The 20,389-nt window shown below is 38.7% G+C and carries 25 protein-coding genes; 12 read left to right on the top strand and 13 right to left on the bottom strand.

What is annotated here, in order from left to right; all coding sequences use genetic code 11:
* Window positions 1-22 precede the first annotated feature (22 nt).
* From ACPPVU_RS24950 to ACPPVU_RS24940, 3 genes are all read left to right on the top strand, one after another.
* The gene (locus ACPPVU_RS24950) at window positions 23-976 is read left to right on the top strand and encodes a hypothetical protein (RefSeq protein WP_426669450.1); all 954 of its coding nucleotides are present in this window, start codon (window positions 23-25) and stop codon (window positions 974-976) included.
* A 40-nt stretch (window positions 977-1,016) separates the two neighbouring features.
* Window positions 1,017-2,231 (top strand): hypothetical protein, encoded by a 1,215-nt coding sequence (locus ACPPVU_RS24945; protein WP_426669449.1) that lies wholly within the window; start codon window positions 1,017-1,019, stop codon window positions 2,229-2,231.
* 92 nt (window positions 2,232-2,323) lie between these two features.
* Complete coding sequence (locus tag ACPPVU_RS24940; RefSeq protein WP_426669448.1) at window positions 2,324-3,694, top strand: HEPN domain-containing protein; 1,371 nt, start codon at window positions 2,324-2,326, stop codon at window positions 3,692-3,694.
* Between the two features lie 50 nt (window positions 3,695-3,744).
* Here the strand turns inward: ACPPVU_RS24940 and ACPPVU_RS24935 are convergent, their stop codons facing one another.
* Window positions 3,745-4,791 carry a phage exclusion protein Lit family protein gene (locus tag ACPPVU_RS24935; RefSeq protein WP_426669447.1) on the bottom strand — a complete coding sequence of 349 codons (1,047 nt, stop codon included), beginning with the start codon at window positions 4,789-4,791 and terminating at the stop codon, window positions 3,745-3,747.
* Window positions 4,792-5,330: 539 nt separating this feature from the next.
* Here ACPPVU_RS24935 and ACPPVU_RS24930 point away from each other — a divergent pair.
* The 7 genes from ACPPVU_RS24930 (at window position 5,331) to ACPPVU_RS24900 (ending at window position 9,198) form a co-directional block, all read left to right on the top strand.
* On the top strand, window positions 5,331-6,092 hold the full coding sequence (locus tag ACPPVU_RS24930; protein ID WP_426669446.1) for a hypothetical protein: 762 nt from the start codon (window positions 5,331-5,333) through the stop codon (window positions 6,090-6,092).
* A 173-nt stretch (window positions 6,093-6,265) separates the two neighbouring features.
* Complete coding sequence (locus ACPPVU_RS24925; RefSeq protein ID WP_426669445.1) at window positions 6,266-6,535, top strand: helix-turn-helix domain-containing protein; 270 nt, start codon at window positions 6,266-6,268, stop codon at window positions 6,533-6,535.
* Between the two features lie 12 nt (window positions 6,536-6,547).
* Entirely contained in the window at window positions 6,548-6,811 is a 264-nt protein-coding gene (locus ACPPVU_RS24920) for a helix-turn-helix domain-containing protein (RefSeq protein ID WP_426669444.1), read from the top strand.
* Window positions 6,808-7,116 (top strand): hypothetical protein, encoded by a 309-nt coding sequence (locus ACPPVU_RS24915; RefSeq protein ID WP_426669443.1) that lies wholly within the window; start codon window positions 6,808-6,810, stop codon window positions 7,114-7,116. Before ACPPVU_RS24920 ends, ACPPVU_RS24915 begins: the two co-directional genes overlap by 4 nt.
* Before the next feature lie 219 nt (window positions 7,117-7,335).
* Window positions 7,336-7,734, top strand: a complete 399-nt coding sequence (locus tag ACPPVU_RS24910) for a plasmid mobilization protein (RefSeq protein ID WP_426669442.1) — start codon at window positions 7,336-7,338, stop codon at window positions 7,732-7,734.
* Window positions 7,715-8,644, top strand: coding sequence for a relaxase/mobilization nuclease domain-containing protein (locus ACPPVU_RS24905; RefSeq protein WP_426669441.1), 930 nt, complete (start codon window positions 7,715-7,717; stop codon window positions 8,642-8,644). The genes ACPPVU_RS24910 and ACPPVU_RS24905 overlap by 20 nt, the downstream gene beginning before the upstream one ends.
* Window positions 8,645-8,682: 38 nt before the next feature.
* Entirely contained in the window at window positions 8,683-9,198 is a 516-nt protein-coding gene (locus ACPPVU_RS24900) for a hypothetical protein (protein WP_426669440.1), read from the top strand.
* Between the two features lie 17 nt (window positions 9,199-9,215).
* On the opposite strand, the gene ACPPVU_RS24895 is transcribed toward ACPPVU_RS24900, so the two are convergent.
* Window positions 9,216-9,584, bottom strand: a complete 369-nt coding sequence (locus tag ACPPVU_RS24895) for a helix-turn-helix domain-containing protein (protein ID WP_426669439.1) — start codon at window positions 9,582-9,584, stop codon at window positions 9,216-9,218.
* 140 nt (window positions 9,585-9,724) lie between these two features.
* Between ACPPVU_RS24895 and ACPPVU_RS24890 the strand changes: the two genes are divergently transcribed.
* On the top strand, window positions 9,725-11,173 hold the full coding sequence (locus ACPPVU_RS24890) for a HEPN domain-containing protein (RefSeq protein ID WP_426669438.1): 1,449 nt from the start codon (window positions 9,725-9,727) through the stop codon (window positions 11,171-11,173).
* Complete coding sequence (locus tag ACPPVU_RS24885; protein WP_426669437.1) at window positions 11,173-11,496, top strand: helix-turn-helix domain-containing protein; 324 nt, start codon at window positions 11,173-11,175, stop codon at window positions 11,494-11,496. The genes ACPPVU_RS24890 and ACPPVU_RS24885 overlap by 1 nt, the downstream gene beginning before the upstream one ends.
* A gap of 510 nt (window positions 11,497-12,006) precedes the next feature.
* Here the strand turns inward: ACPPVU_RS24885 and ACPPVU_RS24880 are convergent.
* From ACPPVU_RS24880 to ACPPVU_RS24830, 11 genes are all read right to left on the bottom strand, one after another.
* A complete protein-coding gene (locus ACPPVU_RS24880) occupies window positions 12,007-12,378 on the bottom strand; it encodes a hypothetical protein (protein ID WP_426669436.1) in 372 nt (123 codons plus the stop codon).
* A complete protein-coding gene (locus ACPPVU_RS24875) occupies window positions 12,378-12,995 on the bottom strand; it encodes a hypothetical protein (RefSeq protein ID WP_426669435.1) in 618 nt (205 codons plus the stop codon). Before ACPPVU_RS24875 ends, ACPPVU_RS24880 begins: the two co-directional genes overlap by 1 nt.
* Complete coding sequence (locus ACPPVU_RS24870; RefSeq protein ID WP_426669434.1) at window positions 12,973-13,608, bottom strand: outer membrane lipoprotein carrier protein LolA; 636 nt, start codon at window positions 13,606-13,608, stop codon at window positions 12,973-12,975. Before ACPPVU_RS24870 ends, ACPPVU_RS24875 begins: the two co-directional genes overlap by 23 nt.
* Entirely contained in the window at window positions 13,601-14,377 is a 777-nt protein-coding gene (locus ACPPVU_RS24865) for a polysaccharide deacetylase family protein (RefSeq protein WP_426669433.1), read from the bottom strand. Before ACPPVU_RS24865 ends, ACPPVU_RS24870 begins: the two co-directional genes overlap by 8 nt.
* On the bottom strand, window positions 14,371-15,435 hold the full coding sequence (locus ACPPVU_RS24860) for a beta-ketoacyl synthase chain length factor (RefSeq protein WP_426669432.1): 1,065 nt from the start codon (window positions 15,433-15,435) through the stop codon (window positions 14,371-14,373). The genes ACPPVU_RS24865 and ACPPVU_RS24860 overlap by 7 nt, the downstream gene beginning before the upstream one ends.
* A gap of 3 nt (window positions 15,436-15,438) precedes the next feature.
* A complete protein-coding gene (locus ACPPVU_RS24855; protein ID WP_426669431.1) occupies window positions 15,439-16,638 on the bottom strand; it encodes a beta-ketoacyl-[acyl-carrier-protein] synthase family protein in 1,200 nt (399 codons plus the stop codon).
* Window position 16,639: 1 nt separating this feature from the next.
* Window positions 16,640-16,903: a phosphopantetheine-binding protein gene (locus ACPPVU_RS24850; protein WP_426669430.1), complete on the bottom strand. Its 264-nt coding sequence runs from the start codon at window positions 16,901-16,903 to the stop codon at window positions 16,640-16,642.
* Between the two features lie 18 nt (window positions 16,904-16,921).
* Entirely contained in the window at window positions 16,922-18,169 is a 1,248-nt protein-coding gene (locus ACPPVU_RS24845) for an NAD(P)/FAD-dependent oxidoreductase (protein WP_426669429.1), read from the bottom strand.
* A gap of 55 nt (window positions 18,170-18,224) precedes the next feature.
* Window positions 18,225-18,650: an acyl-CoA thioesterase gene (locus ACPPVU_RS24840; protein ID WP_426669428.1), complete on the bottom strand. Its 426-nt coding sequence runs from the start codon at window positions 18,648-18,650 to the stop codon at window positions 18,225-18,227.
* Between the two features lie 135 nt (window positions 18,651-18,785).
* Window positions 18,786-19,466: a hypothetical protein gene (locus ACPPVU_RS24835; protein ID WP_426669427.1), complete on the bottom strand. Its 681-nt coding sequence runs from the start codon at window positions 19,464-19,466 to the stop codon at window positions 18,786-18,788.
* A gap of 261 nt (window positions 19,467-19,727) precedes the next feature.
* Window positions 19,728-20,378, bottom strand: coding sequence for a hypothetical protein (locus ACPPVU_RS24830; protein ID WP_426669426.1), 651 nt, complete (start codon window positions 20,376-20,378; stop codon window positions 19,728-19,730).
* Window positions 20,379-20,389: the final 11 nt, after the last annotated feature.

The raw sequence follows: 20,389 nt of genomic DNA, 5'->3' as shown, positions 1-20,389 counted from the left end.
TGATGGCCGTAAGGTTAGGCACATGGAAAAGAATTGGTTTATTTTTTCCAAGAATGACAAACTTGATACGCACGTTACTTATTATAACCTGTTCCGATATCCGATATTGACCGATATTGAATCCCAAGCTGCGTTAATCATAAGTGATAATAAGCTTAGGCAAATACTTAGAAGAATTGCAGAACATGAATCCTTCCAAACGCAACATGTCAAGGGAGAACACAAGGATTCCATTTTAGAAACTATAAACGAGCTGATTAATCATAGTCTGGTAACTACCAGGTATATCGTCAGCTGTAAAAAGAAGTCAACACCAATTGGCGTGGTGCAATCAAAGGAAGAACTTGGCAAATTTGTACTCAGTTGTCCGCATTGTGGAAGAAATTTTGCCGATGAACTGATTCAGGAAAGTTTTATTTTAACTGATTTAGGAAGACAAATGACCTCGGGAAGTCATTGGATGACAATTTTGCTTACCAGTTCGTTGATCGAATCCGGTATTCCAAAGGAAAGTATTATCTGGAACTTAACGCAGGATAGCGAAGAGGTAGACTGTGTAGTTCAGTTTAGGGATAAGACCTGGATTTTTGAACTCAAAGACAGGGATTTTGAACCAGGAGATGCGCACCCATTAACCTATCGTGCGGTTAAATTCAAGGCAACGAAGACGATAATTTTCACTACAGGTAAAGTCACAAAAGAGGCGCGTAAAGTTTTTCAGGACATGTCACATCATACTGTTGCTGGTAAGGCAAGCGTTAGTCCACTATATATCGAAGGGGTTGCGGCTCTTAAAGCAGTTCTTCAAACGCTTATCAATAATGAAACATTACTGTACGTAAGTGATAAAGCAAAACAGTTAAGCTTGTCCGCCGGACTTGACTTTTCGCCGATATTTTTGAATTTATTCGGAAAGTATCGCGTAGAACATAAAGGTGAATTCATAGAGGATGTTAATATTTTCCGATATTATTAAAACCCGACGCTTTTTAAGCCTAAGCCAAAATTTGACAGCAATGAAATACCAATATGAACCATTGGGTGATGAGTACGCATTTCAAACCTTCCTAAAGGATTTATTCAACGCCATGTATAAGACCGATTCGTTTGAAGAATATGGTTCAAAGGGTATGGTGCAGTTCGGTGTTGATATTTATAGTCCCGAACTTAAAATTGCAGTACAGGCAAAGAAAAAGGACTTGAACCGTTCTAAAGCTGCATTGATTAGAGAGTTAAAAGATGATTTTAATTCGACTGTCAAGTCAATTAGTAATTTTCCACATGATATTGAGCAATTCTATTTTGCTACAACAACAAACAGAATAGTTCAACTTCAGGATATCTGTATGGCGGAGAGCAAGTCCGGGAACAGAAAAATAAAATTCTTTTGCTGGATTGATATTCAGGCGCAAATCGCAAAATACCCTGCCATTAGAAATACGTACTACCCGGCGTTGAAAGAAAACAGGCCTAACTACGACGGTATTCAGAATGAAATCAAAGAAAAATTGATATTTCTGGAAAAGCTGATACGAGAGCAGATAGCAGCAGCACCACGTCAAAAGAAGGAATTTAGAACTATCCCAGATTGTGAAATTTTGCTTCCGTCAATAGATATTGATGGTCAGAAATTGCTTATTGCATTTATTATAAAAGCTGCGGCAATTCAAACGTTTAGGCATGTTACCTATAAAAAGTTTACATGTATCATAAATTTTAGCCACACATATACGCGATTTAATGACGGTACTGAGGGTCCTGGTTTTTCAATTCTTTGCGGGGAAGTCATATTTCTTGGAAATGTTATTAAATTGATGAAAATGTTTCAAAATAATCGTGAAAAGTTCTGGAGCTTGTATGAGCAGTATGAACTTGACAATTATTTCAATGCCATAAATTTTCGAATGATATTGTTACCGAACGAAGGGTTGACAAGTTATGATTTCGAATTTGACGAACAGACTGGAAGTTTTCAATTAACGCCAGTCAATAGCGAAGAACTGGATTACCATAAATTAAATTCTTTAAATTCAGTATTGCCATTTATTGGCTCTACGACAAGGTTTGGTATTAAGATTATAGAATTTGATGAATTGAAAGATTCCGCCGCTATCACTAAATTTATTTATTGTATGCTTTATGAAAACACTTTCAAGCTTTCCGATATCTTAGTAAATGTACATGATTTCGATGACTGGGATTTTGCTTATAAGGTCAAGGCGAAGGGATGACTAAAAATTTAATTCCGATAATTTTTGAATTACAAGTTCATTAAGATGAATCTAAATTAATGCTAATACCAATCTATATGCTAAATTAAATTATGGTCGAAAGCAAAGAAGAAATTTATCACGGTGTATGGTTTTTGCCAAATAGTCCAGTGAAAATCCAAGGGCACCTAACTGTAACCGATTTTGTTATTGAACTTCATCTGACAGATCCCACTAATCGGGACCTTTCTGAAAAAATTGCGGGAAGTGATATCGATGAGCGCAAATATCCTATAGTACATGGTTTGGGGCGTTTTGGAGAAAAAATAACGCTTTATGACTGCTCCGGATTTTTGGAAAGCTTTAACGCAAGGTTAATGCTCTACGGCGATGATTATTATAATGAATTCAATGAACAGAAATTTAAAATCTTAGGTGTACATATACCTAATTTTGACAATTGGATTAGAAGCGAAAGCTTTAAAAAAACAACCAGTCGTGACGGTTTTTCAATTGAATACCTGACACCCGAAAAACTAAATATAGTCCTTAACGATAACATTGATATCAGCATAGATTTTGAATGTTTTGTACCATCCACGGAGAAACGGAACAAAATCATCCTACATCAATTTGCATTGGTAAATCTCATCGCCAAAAGTGAAGAAGGGATGCTTTTAGCTGAACTCATGAAGTATTTGCTATATTTTCAGCAACTTGTTTCCTTTCTGTCGAAAGACGGCGCAAATGTTTCAGCTGCACGTGTGTATAACACGGTTGAACATTACAATAGAGATAAGTTTTTAGGTACAATGGTGTATGGTGCAACACCATTTAATAAATTTGAATACCCTATTCAAGATCGCCACCGGAAATACCTGGTCAGCAGGAACGATGTTCAGGGCAATTTGGATGTGTTTTTCGCAAACTGGTTCAGTTTCGCTACACAGGCACAGCATATTCTTAAACTAGTATTCCTGGATTATTTTTACCGCGGTGCTTTTGACGAAAATAATTTCTTAAATCTCATTAGGGCATTAGAAATATATCATATCTACAAATATCCAGGCAAGCCAATGCTTGATGCTGATTTTAAACTGAAGTTAACGGAGATTATTGCAGGGGTGCCAGAGGTATACAAAAAAGAAGTTAATGAGTATTTAGCGTTTAAAAATGAACTTACATTAGATCAACGGCTGTCAAAATTGTTTTCTGAAGTTAAGGGTAATAAAATCGGATTTGACTATATTTATGATGACGAATTTAAACGAAAAGTAAAGCAGTCTCGAAATTACTATACCCACTACAATCCCAATTTAAAAAACAAAGCAGTATCCGGAGATGATTTAGAGGCGTTAACAGTATCATGTCGCGCCTTAATAAACTACCTCATTTTAAAACATTTGGCGGTACCCGAAGACGTCTTAGAAAAACGATTTGAATACTATATCGAGAGTTCTTATTACTCTAATTATTTTTTGTAATGTCTGTGCGATAAGTAAATACCTTATATATTCATTACTCGCATTGATAATTAATTACGGCTTTTGATCTGCTTTAGCAAATGGTAGTATTGTTGTTGAGGTGAATAAGAATCCTGCAACCATTCAAAATTTAAATTGAACTGCTGTTCCCAAAGCTCAAGGCCTACACATGCCATACCCCACGCCGGGTCGAATTCATCAATATTCAGCAATTCTAAGGCAGTGGTTATTCGATCCTCTACATTCGGATGTCTCTTCCCTGAGGTAACCGAACTAAAATATAACATAGATAGTAAAGCGACAACTATACCACTGTTAACCGATTTAGGCCCCATAACTTTTGCACTTTGAATAGTATGAAAGATCGCTTCTTTGTCGGCCTCAATTTCGAAATTCAGGTAATGCGAATCCGGTGTATTCTCATTTAATTCATCAATATGTCGTTCAAGATGTGTAAGCTCATGTGCTAAAATAAAACTGACTGCTTCAGTATAACACATACTGGATTGCTCTACGTAGTTTCTATTTTCAGCCAAATATTTTTCGGGGTTAGGTAGCGCATCAATATCCCATTCTGAAAAATATGCGATTAGAGACTTACCATAATCAAACAGTTTCATCGCTTTATCAATTTCAACTTGACTGACAGGGTAAATAATCTTACCAGCCGCTTTGTTGAGTTTGGGATAATCTACTTTTTCTATATAAAGTATATATACCGCATAGGATACGCACCATAAGTAAGATAAAAATGTTTCATGCACGCAGATTTGTCGGCTATCTCCACTTACGCGGGGTGTATTTATCAACCCATCGCCTGATATGCATTCCTGCTTCAAAACCAAGTTAATCTTAGGATTTAGTTTTCCTTCGTCCACCAGCTTCTGAAGTTTTTCTTTGAAAGCAGGGTACGTATTGGCAAACATGTGTAGTACCATATTATGAACAACTCGAATCGGTTGCGTTCCAACATGATGATCTTTTAATTGATTAATTTCACCGGACTCCTGGAAAACCCAACTCTTTTTTATTTCTTCCATTTCTTCTTTGGGAATTGAAAGTTGCTTAAGTATGGCTTCTAATTCTGCATCATCCATAATTCAAATATTAAGTTACAATTTAAGAATTATGTAGCAAAGCATCATATAACAAATAAAGATTATTGGGTATACCTAAGAACGGCATTACCCAATGTTTTTGTAATCATGGGTTTCGAATAATGCAGGAGAAATATGTTTCCTATTAAATTGAAGTAATAGATTTTCAAAATCACTCAACCTTTGTCAATTCGGCTTAAACGTTCCAAAAATCTTTCACTTCGGCTAATATTCAGTCATAATGGGCCTGGAGTTAATATTTGTTCGAAAATAATCCCATGTGGGTCACTCCTATAAGCGAACATTATGTGATTCGAATCAACGACCATATTGCTAAACGCCTAATTTTCTAAGAAATGGTTATATAATTGGCCAGTGTGGGTCAATAGGAGTTCAGCCTCAAGTTAAATCTAGCTAACCAAATTGAACCACTCCTGATGGCCCTTCTTTTAATTAACCTCATTGTTATTTGATGATACGCTTTCATCAGCCTTTTTTCCAATCGCAGAAACGTTTATTTTTGAGTAAATCACCTACTTATGAGCGTAACCTATTTCAGACCCCGTGACCGCTTTGACTTTTCAAAGGATACCCTGGATATTGGCAATCCGGTGCAATGGAACCGGTCACATTTTTTAAAACACTTTTTTAAACGGGTGTTCGCCATCCCTGAGGATCGTATAGCGGAGTTTTACCAGCGCCACCTGGCTTATTATTTATCACATCATCCCAATGGTACAGAAGAGGTGTTCTTTAAGTATTTTTGGTCACTCGTCGAAAGGCAGCTAAAAGTTTTATTGAAGAAAGATGTCTATGATGATAACCATTTACGCAATGAGCGTCAATTAGCAAGGCTGCAAAAATTCACAGAGTTGCTGATCTCACTCGACCGCTGGAATTTCCATAAATCGAACGACGCGGTAATCGCACAACAGGATTCCGAAATCTATGTGCTTAAACAAGAAGTAATCCAGCTTAAAGCCGCTCTTAAAAAAGCAACTGCGCTGGAAACTGAAGGTTGTATCAATATTCCAGATGGCTACCGCAATACCGTATTAGACTTGTATTTACAAATGCAGGAATTGAAGACTCCTGAAGGAAAAGAGCTGATGTTTTCACAAACGCAAAGCGTTTGGACGAAGATGATCTGCAAGTATTTCCGCGAGGGTGGTAAGGAGATCAACCACGAAACTATACGCCGTTATTTCCCCACTGATAAGCGGGAACCGGGTGATAAACATGCCGATATTCCTGCAAAATCCAAGCTGTTTACGATTAATCATGCTAAAAAGCGGAGTTGATTATTGTTTTGCCAGTCACTTAGTCGGTTGTTTTGCTACTATGGCATTTATCTGTTAATCAATATTTTATAAACAATTTTAACTTTCCTCAAACCACTCCATTTTAACCACGCAGATTTGCGTGGTCAAGAAGGTTACGGTGTATAGCACACATTTGTACCAAAACAAATGCGATGCAGATCATTAACCACGAAGCCCTTAGCCAATGCATCAGGGATGCAGTCAGGGCAGAACTACAACAACACTTTAAAACAGGCGGCAGCCAGCCGCCGGATTCAGAAAAACTTTTATCCAAGCAGGAGCTTGCAGCCGAACTCGGCGTGTCACTGGTAACGCTTACTGACTGGATGAAAAAAGGCTTACCCTATTTGCGCCTGCATAAAAGGGTGTACTTCAAAAAAAGTGAAGTACTTAATGCCATGCAACAAACCATTAAAGATTAAGGAGGACGACAGATGAATGTGGAACTAATCACCCGCGAGGATCTACGGGATTTTAAAAACGAATTGCTCAACGAACTTAAACAGATCATGCAGCCGGGACAAGGGCAATCCAAGAAATGGCTGAAAAGCAGCGAGGTCAGAAAGATGCTGAATATATCACCCGGCACCTTACAGAACCTGCGCATTAACGGCACGCTACGCTTTACCAAAATAGGCAGCATCATGTATTACAAGATGGAAGACATTAACAAGATTTTGGAGGGTAACGGAAGATGATGCTCTCAAAAAAATTAGCAAGCTATAACGACCTGATCAAACGCATGGGAAGCGACAATCGGGTACTGGCAACTCATGTAAGTTTATTCACAGCTCTATTTATTTTCTGGCAACGCAGAGGCTTTGTCAGCCCTTTTGCCATCACCCGTAAAACGTTGATGGCTTATGCTAAGATCGCATCTATTGCGACTTACCACAAGTGTATCAGGGAGCTGGATGAGTATGGCTATATCCGTTACCAGCCATCTTTTCACCCGGCAAAAGGGAGCCTTATTTATTGGCCGGATAATCTTGAAAAAAATTAATCGAAGCAGTAAATGCGGAATTTGCCAGCAGCAGCACAACCAGACAACTGAACAGCTGGGCAGCACGAGGAGCATGAGCGACGAAGTGGAGCAAGTTTGTGTTTTTGCTTCACAAAAACTCCCCGGATGCCTGCGGCACCCGGGGCAAACTTGCCTTTATGCTCCCGTTGGTCGCATAAAGGGGAAGAATGAAATTGGATTTTTAATGGTCATTGATTAATGGAAAGTTTACCAGAAGGTAAAGATATACGGGCGAAAGATCGCCGAAAGCATAAGGGGGGCGCACCGAAAAAGACTATCAAAAGAGAAGCCTTTATCATGGTGAGGCTGACTGCTACCGAGCGGATGTTTATCGCCGGTAAGGCTAAGCGGGCCGGTATGAAGCTCAGTGACTGGTTTAGGGCTGCTGCTAAAAATGCAAAAGTGATGGAACGGCTGAAGCCGGAAGATAGAAGAATCCTGCACATGCTTACAGGTGCTGCCAACAACCTGAATCAACTGACAAGGCTGGCGCATACCGGAGGCATTTTAAGCATAGCACGAAAGTGTAATGAACTTCTGATAGAGATCGACCAGGCTTTAAAATATTTGAACGCAGATGATAGGCAAGATACCTAAACCGGGCAAGAGCTTTGGCGGTTGTATCCGGTACAATATGCTGAAACCGGAAGCCGAAGTTTTGTTGGCTGAAGGGGTAAGATATGCGCAGGTGAGTCAAGCCACGGCTGACTTTAACATGCAGCGAAAAATGAATCCCGGTTTAGGCCAGGCGGTAGGTCATATGATCTTAAGCTTTAGCCCAAACGAGGTGGAAAAAATCACCAATGAATTGATGGTTACCATTGCCGGTGAATACCTGCAAAAAATGAAAATTGGTGAGACGCAGCTGCTCATGATCCGGCACAGCGACCGGGCACATCCTCACCTGCATATCATTTATAACCGGGTCGATAATAACGGGAAAACGATAACCGATAATTTTCAGTGGAGAAGAAATATAAACGTTTGTAAGGAGCTCACAAAGGAACATAATTTATATCTGGCAAAAGGAAAAGATGCGGTCAATCGCCAGCAGTTAAAAGGCAGCGACCAGGTCAAATATTTGATTTATGATGCCATTCGGTCACAAGTAAAAAATGTTTACAGCATAGGAGAACTGGAGAGACGGTTACAATTAAAGGGAATCAGAACAGTATACAAACTCAAAAGCGGAAGTAACGAAATACAGGGTATAAGTTTTGGCAAAGACGGCTGTATGTTTAAGGGCTCTGAGATAGACCGGAATTTTAGTTATAGTAAGCTAAGCGGAACGATAGAAAGGCAGCAGGCAGAACTCAAGATGGCACACGAAGATCACCGGCAGATGGTAGCTGAACTTCGGCAGATAACACAAATGCATAAGCCAGGCGCATCGATGCTAGATACCCTGCTCCGGCAGGAAGACATCGGTCCGATCCCCTACATTACCCCGGATGAAGATGACGGCAAGTACCGCAAGAAAAAGAAGAAGCAAGAGATCAGCCGGTGATTTTTTTAAGGAATAAAGGAAATAAATAATAGAAACAAATGGGAACAGACAACAATATCAATAATGAAATTATAGACCAGTTGGTGATTAAAGTTAACGAACTGGATAAGCGGGAATACCCTGATTATTCTAAGGTGACAGTGGAGTTAAAACAATGTACGGAGGTTTTGAAAAGCGAGATAACAGAAGTAAAAGAAATACTGAAAACGGTCCCTAAGAATATTCCCGTTAAGTACCAGGTCACGCTAAGTTTGAAAACGAAAGAGATCATTGCTGCAAGCATCATTTGGTTTATGGTCACGGCGATACAGACGGGTGTCAACATATACTTATGGAAATCAAAAAGCAGTTTGGAGGCAAATGATTTGAAATATCGGGCGATCAGGCAGGTATTTCCGAAGCAAGCAGATTGGGTGGATAGTGTTTACCGGTTTAACGCTGAATTTATGATTAAACAAACAGATAGTTTGGAAGAGGCAGCCAAAGTCAATTCACGAACGCTAATCAAACGCGGGCTGGTGAAAAGAAAAATAAAAAGCAGACGGGCAAACTAACCAGAACTGAGTACCGACTATTTGTTTTTTAGCAATTCGACTTTTTCGCGCTCGCTTGCAAGTAAGCGCTCTAACAGAGCAACTTTCTCATCGTACAGAGCAACAATTTTTTCAATAGGATTGAAGTTGTTTTGAACTGAATGGTCGTGAAAATTATTGATATTGTTAAAGACCGAATCTTCTGTAAAATGCTTTATGCCCTCAACAGTCACTCCTAAGATTTTAGCAATCTTGATTAAGGCATCATCTTCCACATCGGCGCTTTGTTCAATTTTGGAAACGGCTTGCTGACTAATGCCCAGCTCCGCTGCTAAAGCCTCTTGCTTCATACCACGTAGCTCCCGGAGTTTAGTAATCTTTCTTCCAATATGTAAGGTCTCTGCCATAAATTAAAGGTATAAGTAATATGTAAAGGTAACAAACAACTCTTTAATTGTAAAGTACAACTGTATATGGTTCGGTACGCTATAAAAGGTCTTTTACTTTGATATGCTTGCTGGTACAGGCAGGCTTAAATCTTAGTGATATGCAAGCTACTGAATATACCAAATGGGACTTTTTGCCGATTTCCTTAACTGTGGGGGAAGCGCACCAACCTTTGATCGTCTTGGACGATTTTTTCTCCGATGATTGGCTGCCGGGACACCTCGAACGATTGCAAAAATGGCGGAATTATATTCTGAAAAATGATTACTACAAAGACCATAAAAACAGTCCTGCTGAACTCTTATATTTTTATCAGCTAAATCTTCGGTTGATTGACGCAGTATTCCTGCTCAATGAGAAACAAGACTCATGTAACCAAATAAAAGTAATTCCTGATTTGAATGAAGAGCGATTACCATGGAGGGACTATCCTGCTAATCTCAATGAATCCGAATTGTTCAATCCATACCTGGTCACCAAGCGATTTTTTAAGGATTATAATTTGCCGCAATACCGTGAAATGCTTTTTGACTGGCTGGAGTACGGTTTGTCTGCAAGTGCAGCTAATGAATTCATTGAAACTCGAGACCTGATCAAAGTCTATGAAAATCTGCAAAAATTGTATTCTGCAGCCTGGATGATCTATCAGCGTGAATCAGGTAAACCTTATTTAAAAATTGACTTTAACCAACTAGCTATGAAAAACGACAGTTTAACTTCTGCAACGACTGAAACCCAGCCTTCCCTTTATCAGTTAAATACTTCCATTTCACCAGATCGCGAACTCATACTTCGCAAAGTTGTTTCTGTTATTAAACATAAACTAACAACAGTCCAGTCGATCTTATACTTAGGGGCAATTCCTGGTGAGCCCGATAGAATCTTTTTATTGATATTAACATCGGGCGACGAACTCAATCAGGCAAGTTCGTTGGGCAGTATGATTGAAGAAAGTGTTCAGCCGGTTGCTGACGTAACGGCACTGGTGCATTATGCTTCAGCATTATTTAAGGGAGCCAGTGACGACAATCTGTTCTTCGGCAAGGCTTTACATTGTCCTATTATCTATCTATCGGGCGACCTGCTTTTACCCGTGCCTAAACCGCCATGTTTGTCGGCAAGTAAAGATGCCAGCTTCAATTGGGAACGCTGGCAGGAACAGGGCAGGGAGTTTTTACTTGGCGCAGAATTTTATTTAGAGAACAATGCTCATAAGGCGGCCCTGTTTTCTTTGCATCAATGCGCAGAATGCTTGTTAATAGCTGTCATTCGGGCAGTCTTGGATTACCGGATCAATAACCATAACCTTTCAAAGCTGTTACAAATCACACAGATGTTTACGACTGACCTGATTGATCTTTTCGGTTTAGATGTTCCGGAAAACAAGGAAATGTTCGACCTGCTTAAACATGCCTATGTGAACGTCAGGTACCGGGATATTTTTGAGCCGGATACTAAATCTGTAGCTGCTTTGTATCTGGTTACAAAGGATTTGGTTATGCTGACCAATAAAGTCTATGAGAAACACTTGATGATTACAACGGTCTAATGAAAGGTAAACACCAATTTTTCGACAAGGATGAGAAAGCCCTGGAAGATCTTAGGGCGGACTTCAAGTTCAGGCTAGTGGAGAAAATCATCAAACAGTTCTTTACAGAAAGTCTCGAGGCTGTATTATTAAAGAAAAAAGACATCGAAGATGGTGCCCGTTCGTTATCTACCATTGCGGATATTGCTGCACGGTTTAAAGTAAGCAAAGCGACCGTTCATAACTGGATGCAGAAGGGGACTATCCGGGGTACAAAAGTTGGCAAGAACCGCTATTTCACGGAAGACGAGATCAGGGCGATATTTTATTATTTGAAGAAATGACCCAAAAGCATCTGCGGCAGAAGGCTTCATACTTACGCCGTCAGCCTCGATGCTGCACAATCATGAGTGAAATTTGCTTCGCTCATAACACACCTGATTTTTCCCTGGTATAAAATAAATTCCCATTTCACCGCATCCGGCAAAGTTACCGACCGGCGGAATAAAATGTCAAGGCTACACAAGCGAAGCGTTTTGTATTGTTTTTTAGCGGCGCTTCGGCCTTGACACTTTATCCGCCTTTCGTTTTTGTTGCCTAAGAGGTAAAATTGGGATGGTGCGTGCAATGACGGCTTGAATACATCGCTAAATCGTAAAGACCTCAATTGATCAACCCCATATTCTTTCGAAAATATCATTAACAGAGTTCAAAAATTCGAAATATCCTAGTCGGAACGCTTTATGGCTATTTCTATACTACTCTTAAATGGACGATTAAATGACCTCGATGGTTTACAGCCTAGATTGGTTACCGAATTTGTTATGATTTAAACGGATTTAATTGCTCCGAATTTAGTTCCATCGGTAGTGGAATGTCCCCTTGAATTTAAAAAAAACGATTGTATTGGTCAGTAATTGCGCCACTATCCTGATTTTTTCATTTTCGGTATTAATCTTAAATTCCATTTGGATCATTGTATTTTCTTCGGGACAAATAATCGACAAAAATTTAAAATCTTGACCCAATACCAATTTGATTTCTTTGTTCGTATAAGCTTCTAACACTTCCTTTACCATTTGCATCATGCAAACTCCAGGTAAAATCGGGTTATCGGGAAAGTGACCCTTAAATATTGGATGTAATGGATTAAGTTTAATATGTGTTTTTACAATATCTTTCTCTATTTGCAAATCAGTAAAAGTAAAAAGGTGATGTTGCAGCATTATCTTTCTATTTTTTTTAAGCCAATGATAAAGTTAAAATTTGTGTGTGTAATACCAATTGTATCAGGTATATCACTAGTATAGTTTTTCATAATGGCCAGTACAATTGGTTTATGCGGAGATGAAATTTCCATTGCCTTCATTTCGGTACCATTTAAATCGGTAATGTAACAGAATGATCCTTTTTCCTTAGGAAATATGTAATACATGCTATTATCATCCTTACGTAAATACGCGTTTTGGGTATCTCTTTCAAGCAGCAATATTAGCTCGAAATCTTTTTTTAACGTTTTTATAACTGGCTTTTTACCCATCTGCTTAATTACGTAAAGTACCTTAAAGCCACCATTGAGCCTAAACTCAAAATCGAAGAATTTAAACCCTATCTCGTTTGAGAACACCATTCTTATACTACTATCAGGCAATGTTTTTATTAATAGTAATCCACTTAGGTGATGGCCTACCACGTCAATTTCCGCTTTATAAAGTGTGTTTTTAAAATCCGGCTTAAACTTTTGTATATAATTTATATTGCCTGTGGCAGGTTGCAGATTTTTATAAACCGACGAGCATCCTGCCAGTATAATTAAGCAGCTACTTAATAGCAAATATCGCATCGGGAATAGGAGTGTTTATTTCTCTGTTTGTAAAACGGATAATGGTATTATCACCGGAATTCTCGTCCATTTCAATTGTAGTTACCTCATAACCATTTTTTTCTATGATCACATTAATGGCTTTAAAAAACTCTTTTAGGGCTTTGTCTGCCGGCGTCAGCTCAATCAGATAGCTGTTCTTGTTTTCGTATGCTTTAGTTCTAAAATCAGGATTACTAAAAACTGTTCCCTGTATACAATCAATAGTTATTTTATTGATCTGTTGAAACAATTTGCTGGATTTAGTCGAAACCTTATTTTCTTTTTGTCCATCCTTAATATACATATTGTCTTTATTTAGGATCATTAGGTATTCAAATGGCTTGCTGTATTCCATCCGAAGCATGTTGTCTTTTTTGAACCAAAATTTTCCTTTCGATACAATTTTCTCTGAAAGCATGCTCAAGTTTTTTTCCTGTACAAAATCGCTTGTAATGGTCTCTGTTTTTTTGGCGATCACCGCAAACTGTTCCTTAAATTTAGGCAGTTCAGCAATAGGAGCGTATCCGGTGAGTTGAGCTTTTGCAGTAATTCCGTATATCAATATAGAAAGTACTAAAACTATTTTACGCATATGCTTGCAAATTTAACATCTTATCGAGCCTTAATATCTCATATCCGTTTATCTGAATATGCTTAATTATGGCAGGCAACACGGCTATAGTTGCGTCGCTCGTATCGTGAAATAAAAAAATTGAACCCGGCTTTATTTTCCTGACAACTTTATTTAATAGCATTTTTTCGTCTTTTATTATTGTATCCATTGAGCGTATACTCCAGCCAACCGGTATATAATTACCTTGAATAATTGCTTTTTTGAGATTGGGATTAGTAACCCCGTAGGGCGGTCTGAACAACTTTGGTGTTTTGCCAATTACGCCATTCATCGCCTCGTCCATCATTTGCATATCAGCCAGCATCTTTTTCGCAGAGAACATATCAAACCAAAAATGATGAGAAAATGTATGATTGCCAATAAGATGCCCTTCATTATAAGCCTGCTTTAATATCGCCTTGTTTTGGGCTATATGGCTACCTATGCAGAAGAAGGCAGCCTCTGCATTGACATCTTTTAATATCTTTAATATTTGAAGAGTATTCCCGGCAGTCGGACCATCATCAAAACTAAGCGCAATCACTTTTTTGCTAGTCTGTGCCGAGCAAATAACAGGGATAAAAAAGTTCGACCCTACGTAATAGCAGCCATAAAATAACAGTAATGAATATACCCCGGCTAAAATTATATAAAAGTAAACCGCGACGCTTTTTTCTACTATCTGAATAGCCACACTTAACAGTAGCAGACTTATAAAAAATATATTCGCATTCCTGAAATTTAACATGACGACATTAAAATTAAGGAATGATAAATATTTTGATAATGATTGTAGATAAGCACCTTGCTTATTTTACTCTTCGATATGCTCTGGCAATCTAATGCATCAGGAATACTGTTGCTTTTGATAATGTTTGCTCCCAACCATGCAGCGAAAGCAGTAGAGGTAGGATATTCACCGCATAGGTGCTTATAGTTTGCCGATGCTACCCCCTTAAATGTGGATTGCTGTAACCGGGAATAAACCCCATCATTTTTTACATCTCCGTTTTTACCCAGTATCAGTATATCAATATCTGAGTGGTTCATTGATTGGGAAACTAAAAAGGAGTCTATATGTTGTTGTATTTCTGCTAAATCTCTGGGCTTATAAAAGGAAATAACGGAGTCAATGCAAGCCAGGTTATCTGGGGATGAAGTATTGTAAAGTAAAAAGAAGGCGGCCCCTTCGCCATTTATGGTTCCTTTTGAATTTGTATTAAACAAATTAAGATTTGACACCGGCTGGGGTTTATATAAACCCAGCCTACTTAACACGATATGGCTCATATCGGTTATTTCGTCCATTCCGCCTACCAACACATTAGCGCTATTATTTTCGGTTAAGAACATCATGGCATCCAGTAGTGCGTTTTCAAAAGAGAATCCTCCACTAACAAATGTATTATTATAACGGGTGCATTTAACTAATAATGCCACCTGCGCGCCTATGGTGTTGTGGGTGGATTGTACGAATGCAACCGGGCTAACGGGCTCTTCGTCCTGCTCCACCATGTTAGTTAAAAAAATTCCGGTATCTTCAAGACAGCCATATGCTGTCCCGGTAATTATTGCATCCGGGTTGGCTATTTCCGCTTCTTTTAAACACGCTTTTGCAGTAGCCACACTCATTTTTATTATCCGGCTCATTCTCCGAATCAATTTCGGGTCAATTGCCTCACTATAATCAGGTTCAATACTCGTTAATCGGTTGACATTATAGGCAACCAATTCATTTAAAAACATTTGATTATCAAATGTTTTTTGTGGAGATATTGCTATTGTTGATCTGATGTACGCTTTCATTTTTTAAATCTTTGAAAAGACAAGTGATGAACAATTACCACCAAAGCCAACCGAATTTGATAAAACATGCTTTAGACCAGGCTGCCTTGAAAATTCTATTTCAGGTGCAAACGAAAACGCTGTCATTGGCTTCGTTAACCGCAAACTGGGATAAACAATCGCCTTTTGTATTGCCAATAACGAGAATACCGCCTCAACACCGGCACTAGCACCCAGTGTATGACCGGTAAACGATTTAGTAGAGCTCATTTTAGGATAATGCGGATGGAATAGCCGTTGTATAGCAGCGCCTTCCGAGCTGTCATTGTTTTGGGTGCCAGTTCCGTGGAGATTTATGTAATCAATATCTGTTGGCTGTAGGCCAGCCATGGCTAAAGCACCGGACATGGCCATATAAGGCCCGTCGCCGTCGACAGATGTTGATGTTTGATGATAAGCATCATTAGCATTAAAATAACCACTGAGGATACAATTAGTTCTTTCTTTTATTTTTGAAGCAACAGATTCTGACACCAACACAACGTAACCTGCACCTTCACCCAAATTAAGACCTTTTCGATTTTCATCAAACGGCCGGCAATATTGCTCGTCAAGGACCATCAGAGTATTAAAACCATTTAGGGTAAAGCGGGTGAGGGCATCTGTACCTCCGGCAATCACTGCATCGAGCATACCGTGTTTTATTAATCGTGCACCATACATAATGGCGTTAGCAGATGATGAACAAGCCGTACTTATGGTGCTGATATGATTGCTGACTCCCAATTTTTCAGCAACCATCGTTGTAATGCTACCGCATTCATGGTTAATAATATTTCTGAGTTTTCCCTTATTGCTATCGCTCAAAAAATCAATGAAAAATTCCTCGGTTTTATCTATGCCTCCTGCCGTCGATGCTGAAACAAAACCGGTACGCAGAGAGGGAATACTTTCCACACCAGAACTATCCCAGGCTTCCCGAGCCGCTATCATACTTAACATCGCTGTACGGCTTGTTTGAGGTGCAAACCCCGAAATTGCCGACAGCTCATTGTTATTTAACTTGACTTCAGCGGCGGGTAATAAATCGCAGTGATTGGTCTTTAAAAATTTAATTTTGTCAATCCCCGTTTTTCCTTCTTCTAAGGCATGCAGGCATTCCGCGACATTGTTGCCAATGCCTGTAATAACGCCCATCCCAACTACAAAAACAGAATTATTCATTTTAAGTGTTCTGCACTCTGTTCTCAGTTATGAATTCGGCCATCGTCCTTACTGATCGGAACACCTTTAACCCTTCTTCAGGGCCGGATACTTTAAGCTTATATTTCTGTTTTAGTAGAACGATCAGCTCCAGTACATCTAAAGAATCGAGTCCTAATCCTGCCCCAAAAAGCGGTTGGTCATCTCCAATATCTTCACGCTTAATTTTCTTCAATCTCAATTGAACTTCGATTTGTTCTTTCAGTTCGTCTATTAATTTATCCATATATATGCCAATTTTATCCTATAATTCTTCATCTGCTAAAATCTCCAGCTCAATGGTACGTGCTAATTTTTGAAGCGCCATATCATGGTTTTTTACAAAAGGATTGTCCATATCCCACACATAACCCGCCAAAACAGAGCAGATCATTTTTTTCACTTCGTGATTCTGCTTTTCGGCAAAAAATATGGTATCCAGTGTGCCTTCATACCAAGCCATTACATATGAGCGGAAAGTATTTACACCTTGCAACAGGTGTTTAGTGTATTCTTGTTCCCAATCCACATCTTCCCCTTTTAATTTACGGATTACCAAATTTGCCGCCTTTTGGCTTGACACAGTTGCTAAGGTAACACCGGATGAAAAAATGGGATCTAAAAATTCAGTCACATTGCCGGTTAATACAAAACCATCGCCATAAAACTGATCAGTTGTAGTTGACCAGGATTGCAAAATTCTGGGTTCGAAAACAAAATCAACACCATTTAAACGCTCAGCCAGGTGAGGCTGAGTAGAAATTAATTCGCGCAGTATCTTTTCATTATTACCCTCATAATTGCTAAAAAAATCCGGATTGCCTACAAAACCAACCGAAGTGATGCCGTTTGAAAATGGAATAACCCAAACCCAAACCCCGGGTTTATGTACAATTATGGTAATGCGGTTGGGCTCCTCATCCATTAATCGCTTCAAATCAACGGTATGTGTAAATAAAGCTTTACGCGGAGCCAGATTTGAAGGCTTATCAAGGTTAAATAAACGCGGAATTACCCTGCCATAGCCGCTGCCATCAACAATAAACCTGGCTTCAATTTTTGTTTCATTGCCACTTAGATCTTTAACAGTGGTTACAGAATCTGAGCCGTTAAATGTGATAGCCGTTACTTCTGTTTCATAACAAACCGGTACGCCCATCTTTTCAACGGTATCGGCAAGGGTTTTGTCAAATTCAGCACGCGGCACCTGCCAGGTCCAGTTCCATCCGGCAGTAAACTGATCGGCAAAGTAGTAATCACATATCTTGCCGTTTTTTACAAATTTAGCACCCGACTTTTGCTGGAATCCTTTTTCTTTCAGAGCATCAACAAAACCGGCTTCGGTAAGTGCTTCCATGCAGCGTGGCAATAAGCTTTCGCCTATTACAAACCTTGGGAATTTTTGCTTTTCAATAATTTTGACCTTAAACCCGGCCTTATTAATTATTGAAGCAGCAACAGTACCCGCCGGCCCTGCGCCAATTACCAAAACATCTAATTTCTCTATACTCATTGATATGTTTAATAGGTTCGAATTATAAGCTGCACCTTTCTAAGGTAGCGTTTATTTAAATTAAGCCCTGGGCCACTTTCCAATCTGTAAAAAAATCGGGGTTGGTTAGCTGAAGGGTAAATTTATCTTTACTTAAAAACACCTGTGTAGTTGAACCGGTTACTATCAGTTCGCCTGTCACCGGATTTAGTAAGCGATATTTAAAATTTATTTTGGCGGGCTCACAAGGCACATAGATAGTTTCTATAATTATCCTATCGCCATAGCGTACAACCTGCTTATAATCGCATTGGATATTTACAACAGGCACAACATATCCATGAGCATAATAATCAAGATACTTCAAATTGTACTTTTTTCCAAAGGCTTCCCGCCCATCTTCAAAATATCGCACGTAATGCCCATGCCATACTATGCCCAACGAATCCACTTCACTAAACTTTACCTCCTGCTCGATGGTATGTATTAAATTCTTTTGCAACGAAATTTTATTAAATGAAATATTATATTTTTCCCAGACGCTTGGTAAGAAGTCACCTGCAGATGACGGTATACACAAATGAGTGTTTGTTTATCAAATAATTTAGGTTATAAGGTTAATTAGCCTTATATACTGTTATTTCCATTTATTCAGGTCCATCTCCTTTAAAGCAACATACAATGGTTTCGCCCAATAGTTCCTGAAGCCGGAGCCCTGACCTTTTGATGACTCATACTTAGTAAGTAAAACAGTTTTCGATTTTATATCGACAAAAGTTACCCATAAGCCTTCTTCCCCTGTCCCCCTATTCATGCCTTCAATAAAATACATCATGCCTATGCCGTCATTTTTCTGGAAGTCGTAGTTTTTAACTGCATTTACTATATCAGCTTCAGTTTTCTTGTGAAAATCATTTGGATCATTAGAAAAAAACTCTTTTTGGGCAAGTTTCTTGTTTGCATTAATACATACATCAATTGCGTAACTTACCGATGAACGACCTATTGCTTTGGCCACATTATATTTTTTTGACTCATCGATAAACAGCTGGTTCCATTGAACAAGAAATGAATCCCTGAATTCGTCCTTTGTAATAACACCTTCTCCCGTTTTTTTGACAACAGTCCAGGGGCTAAAAGCTAAAGTTGTATAAGAAGGGGTACCTATAAACGTTGTAAGGGAGTAATCCACACCAAGCCAGGTAACCGGAACTTTTTTATTAAAGACATCGGCCTTTGATTGAGCTATAAGATATTGCGAATTTGCGGCAATAAAGATTAAGGCTAACAGCCATTTGAAATTTGTGATAGGTTTCATTATTAAGTTTTAATTGGTTTAGTTTTTATTTTTTAGTGAATATTACGCTGGTGGAACAACTTATCCTTGCTCATAAAAATCATGATAATGCAGGTTATATTCTTTACCAAATGCCTCCCGCACATCTTCAAAATATTGTACCTAATGCCCGAGCCAAACGATGCCTAATGAATCAACCTCACTAAACCTTATGTCCCGCTCTACTGTATTCTTAAGTTTTTCAACTTGCCTTTTAGACATCATTAAATATCAGGTAGCGTATTAATTCTTACTCCAGCTTTTATAGTTATCTTCTATATCCTTTAATGTAGTGTACAATGGTTTAGCCCAATAGTTCCTAAATCCAAAGCCACCTGGTTTGCCTGTTTCATAGACTGTATAAAGCACCTTCTTTGATTTCATGTCAACAAAAGTTACCCATATACCCATTGATCCCATCCCTTTGCTCATGCCTTCAGCAAAAAACATCATGCCTATACCATCATTTTTCTGGAAATCGTAATTCTTCACCAAATCGGATATAGCAGCTTCATTTAATAATTTAAAATCGCTTGGATTATTTGAATAGAAATCCTTTTTGATAAGTTGCTTATTCGCCTGTAAAGTTACATCGATTGCATATTTTACTGACTCGCGATGTAACGCCTTAGCAACATCATATTTCTTTTGCTCATTAAGAAAAAGATAATTCCAAGAGTTAACATAGGTATCTCTGAATTCATCGTTTGATATGACAACATCTTTGGATGTAGCAGAACCTATAAATTTAGTCTGAGAGTAGTCGACACCCAACCATGTAACGGGTACTTTTTCATTAAAAATATCTGCCCTTGATTGAGCCATAAGATTTTGTGTATTTACGGCAATAAAGATTATGGCTAACAGCCATTTTAAATTTGTGATAGGTTTCATAATTAATTCAA

The sequence above is a fragment of the Mucilaginibacter sp. McL0603 genome (assembly GCF_049992945.1).
GTDB lineage: Bacteria > Bacteroidota > Bacteroidia > Sphingobacteriales > Sphingobacteriaceae > Mucilaginibacter.
This window is presented reverse-complemented; position numbering and strand designations above follow the sequence as displayed.

Bases quoted from the DNA above. Each gene is read 5' to 3' on its own strand.
- ACPPVU_RS24950 (WP_426669450.1), top strand. From the start codon at position 23: ATGGAAAAGAATTGGTTTATTTTTTCCAAGAATGACAAACTTGATACG.
- ACPPVU_RS24945 (WP_426669449.1), top strand. From the start codon at position 1,017: ATGAAATACCAATATGAACCATTGGGTGATGAGTACGCATTTCAAACC.
- ACPPVU_RS24940 (WP_426669448.1), top strand. From the start codon at position 2,324: ATGGTCGAAAGCAAAGAAGAAATTTATCACGGTGTATGGTTTTTGCCA.
- ACPPVU_RS24935 (WP_426669447.1), bottom strand. From the start codon at position 4,791: ATGGATGATGCAGAATTAGAAGCCATACTTAAGCAACTTTCAATTCCC.
- ACPPVU_RS24930 (WP_426669446.1), top strand. From the start codon at position 5,331: ATGAGCGTAACCTATTTCAGACCCCGTGACCGCTTTGACTTTTCAAAG.
- ACPPVU_RS24925 (WP_426669445.1), top strand. From the start codon at position 6,266: ATGCAGATCATTAACCACGAAGCCCTTAGCCAATGCATCAGGGATGCA.
- ACPPVU_RS24920 (WP_426669444.1), top strand. From the start codon at position 6,548: ATGAATGTGGAACTAATCACCCGCGAGGATCTACGGGATTTTAAAAAC.
- ACPPVU_RS24915 (WP_426669443.1), top strand. From the start codon at position 6,808: ATGATGCTCTCAAAAAAATTAGCAAGCTATAACGACCTGATCAAACGC.
- ACPPVU_RS24910 (WP_426669442.1), top strand. From the start codon at position 7,336: ATGGAAAGTTTACCAGAAGGTAAAGATATACGGGCGAAAGATCGCCGA.
- ACPPVU_RS24905 (WP_426669441.1), top strand. From the start codon at position 7,715: ATGATAGGCAAGATACCTAAACCGGGCAAGAGCTTTGGCGGTTGTATC.
- ACPPVU_RS24900 (WP_426669440.1), top strand. From the start codon at position 8,683: ATGGGAACAGACAACAATATCAATAATGAAATTATAGACCAGTTGGTG.
- ACPPVU_RS24895 (WP_426669439.1), bottom strand. From the start codon at position 9,584: ATGGCAGAGACCTTACATATTGGAAGAAAGATTACTAAACTCCGGGAG.
- ACPPVU_RS24890 (WP_426669438.1), top strand. From the start codon at position 9,725: ATGCAAGCTACTGAATATACCAAATGGGACTTTTTGCCGATTTCCTTA.
- ACPPVU_RS24885 (WP_426669437.1), top strand. From the start codon at position 11,173: ATGAAAGGTAAACACCAATTTTTCGACAAGGATGAGAAAGCCCTGGAA.
- ACPPVU_RS24880 (WP_426669436.1), bottom strand. From the start codon at position 12,378: ATGCTGCAACATCACCTTTTTACTTTTACTGATTTGCAAATAGAGAAA.
- ACPPVU_RS24875 (WP_426669435.1), bottom strand. From the start codon at position 12,995: ATGCGATATTTGCTATTAAGTAGCTGCTTAATTATACTGGCAGGATGC.
- ACPPVU_RS24870 (WP_426669434.1), bottom strand. From the start codon at position 13,608: ATGCGTAAAATAGTTTTAGTACTTTCTATATTGATATACGGAATTACT.
- ACPPVU_RS24865 (WP_426669433.1), bottom strand. From the start codon at position 14,377: ATGTTAAATTTCAGGAATGCGAATATATTTTTTATAAGTCTGCTACTG.
- ACPPVU_RS24860 (WP_426669432.1), bottom strand. From the start codon at position 15,435: ATGAAAGCGTACATCAGATCAACAATAGCAATATCTCCACAAAAAACA.
- ACPPVU_RS24855 (WP_426669431.1), bottom strand. From the start codon at position 16,638: ATGAATAATTCTGTTTTTGTAGTTGGGATGGGCGTTATTACAGGCATT.
- ACPPVU_RS24850 (WP_426669430.1), bottom strand. From the start codon at position 16,903: ATGGATAAATTAATAGACGAACTGAAAGAACAAATCGAAGTTCAATTG.
- ACPPVU_RS24845 (WP_426669429.1), bottom strand. From the start codon at position 18,169: ATGAGTATAGAGAAATTAGATGTTTTGGTAATTGGCGCAGGGCCGGCG.
- ACPPVU_RS24835 (WP_426669427.1), bottom strand. From the start codon at position 19,466: ATGAAACCTATCACAAATTTCAAATGGCTGTTAGCCTTAATCTTTATT.
- ACPPVU_RS24830 (WP_426669426.1), bottom strand. From the start codon at position 20,378: ATGAAACCTATCACAAATTTAAAATGGCTGTTAGCCATAATCTTTATT.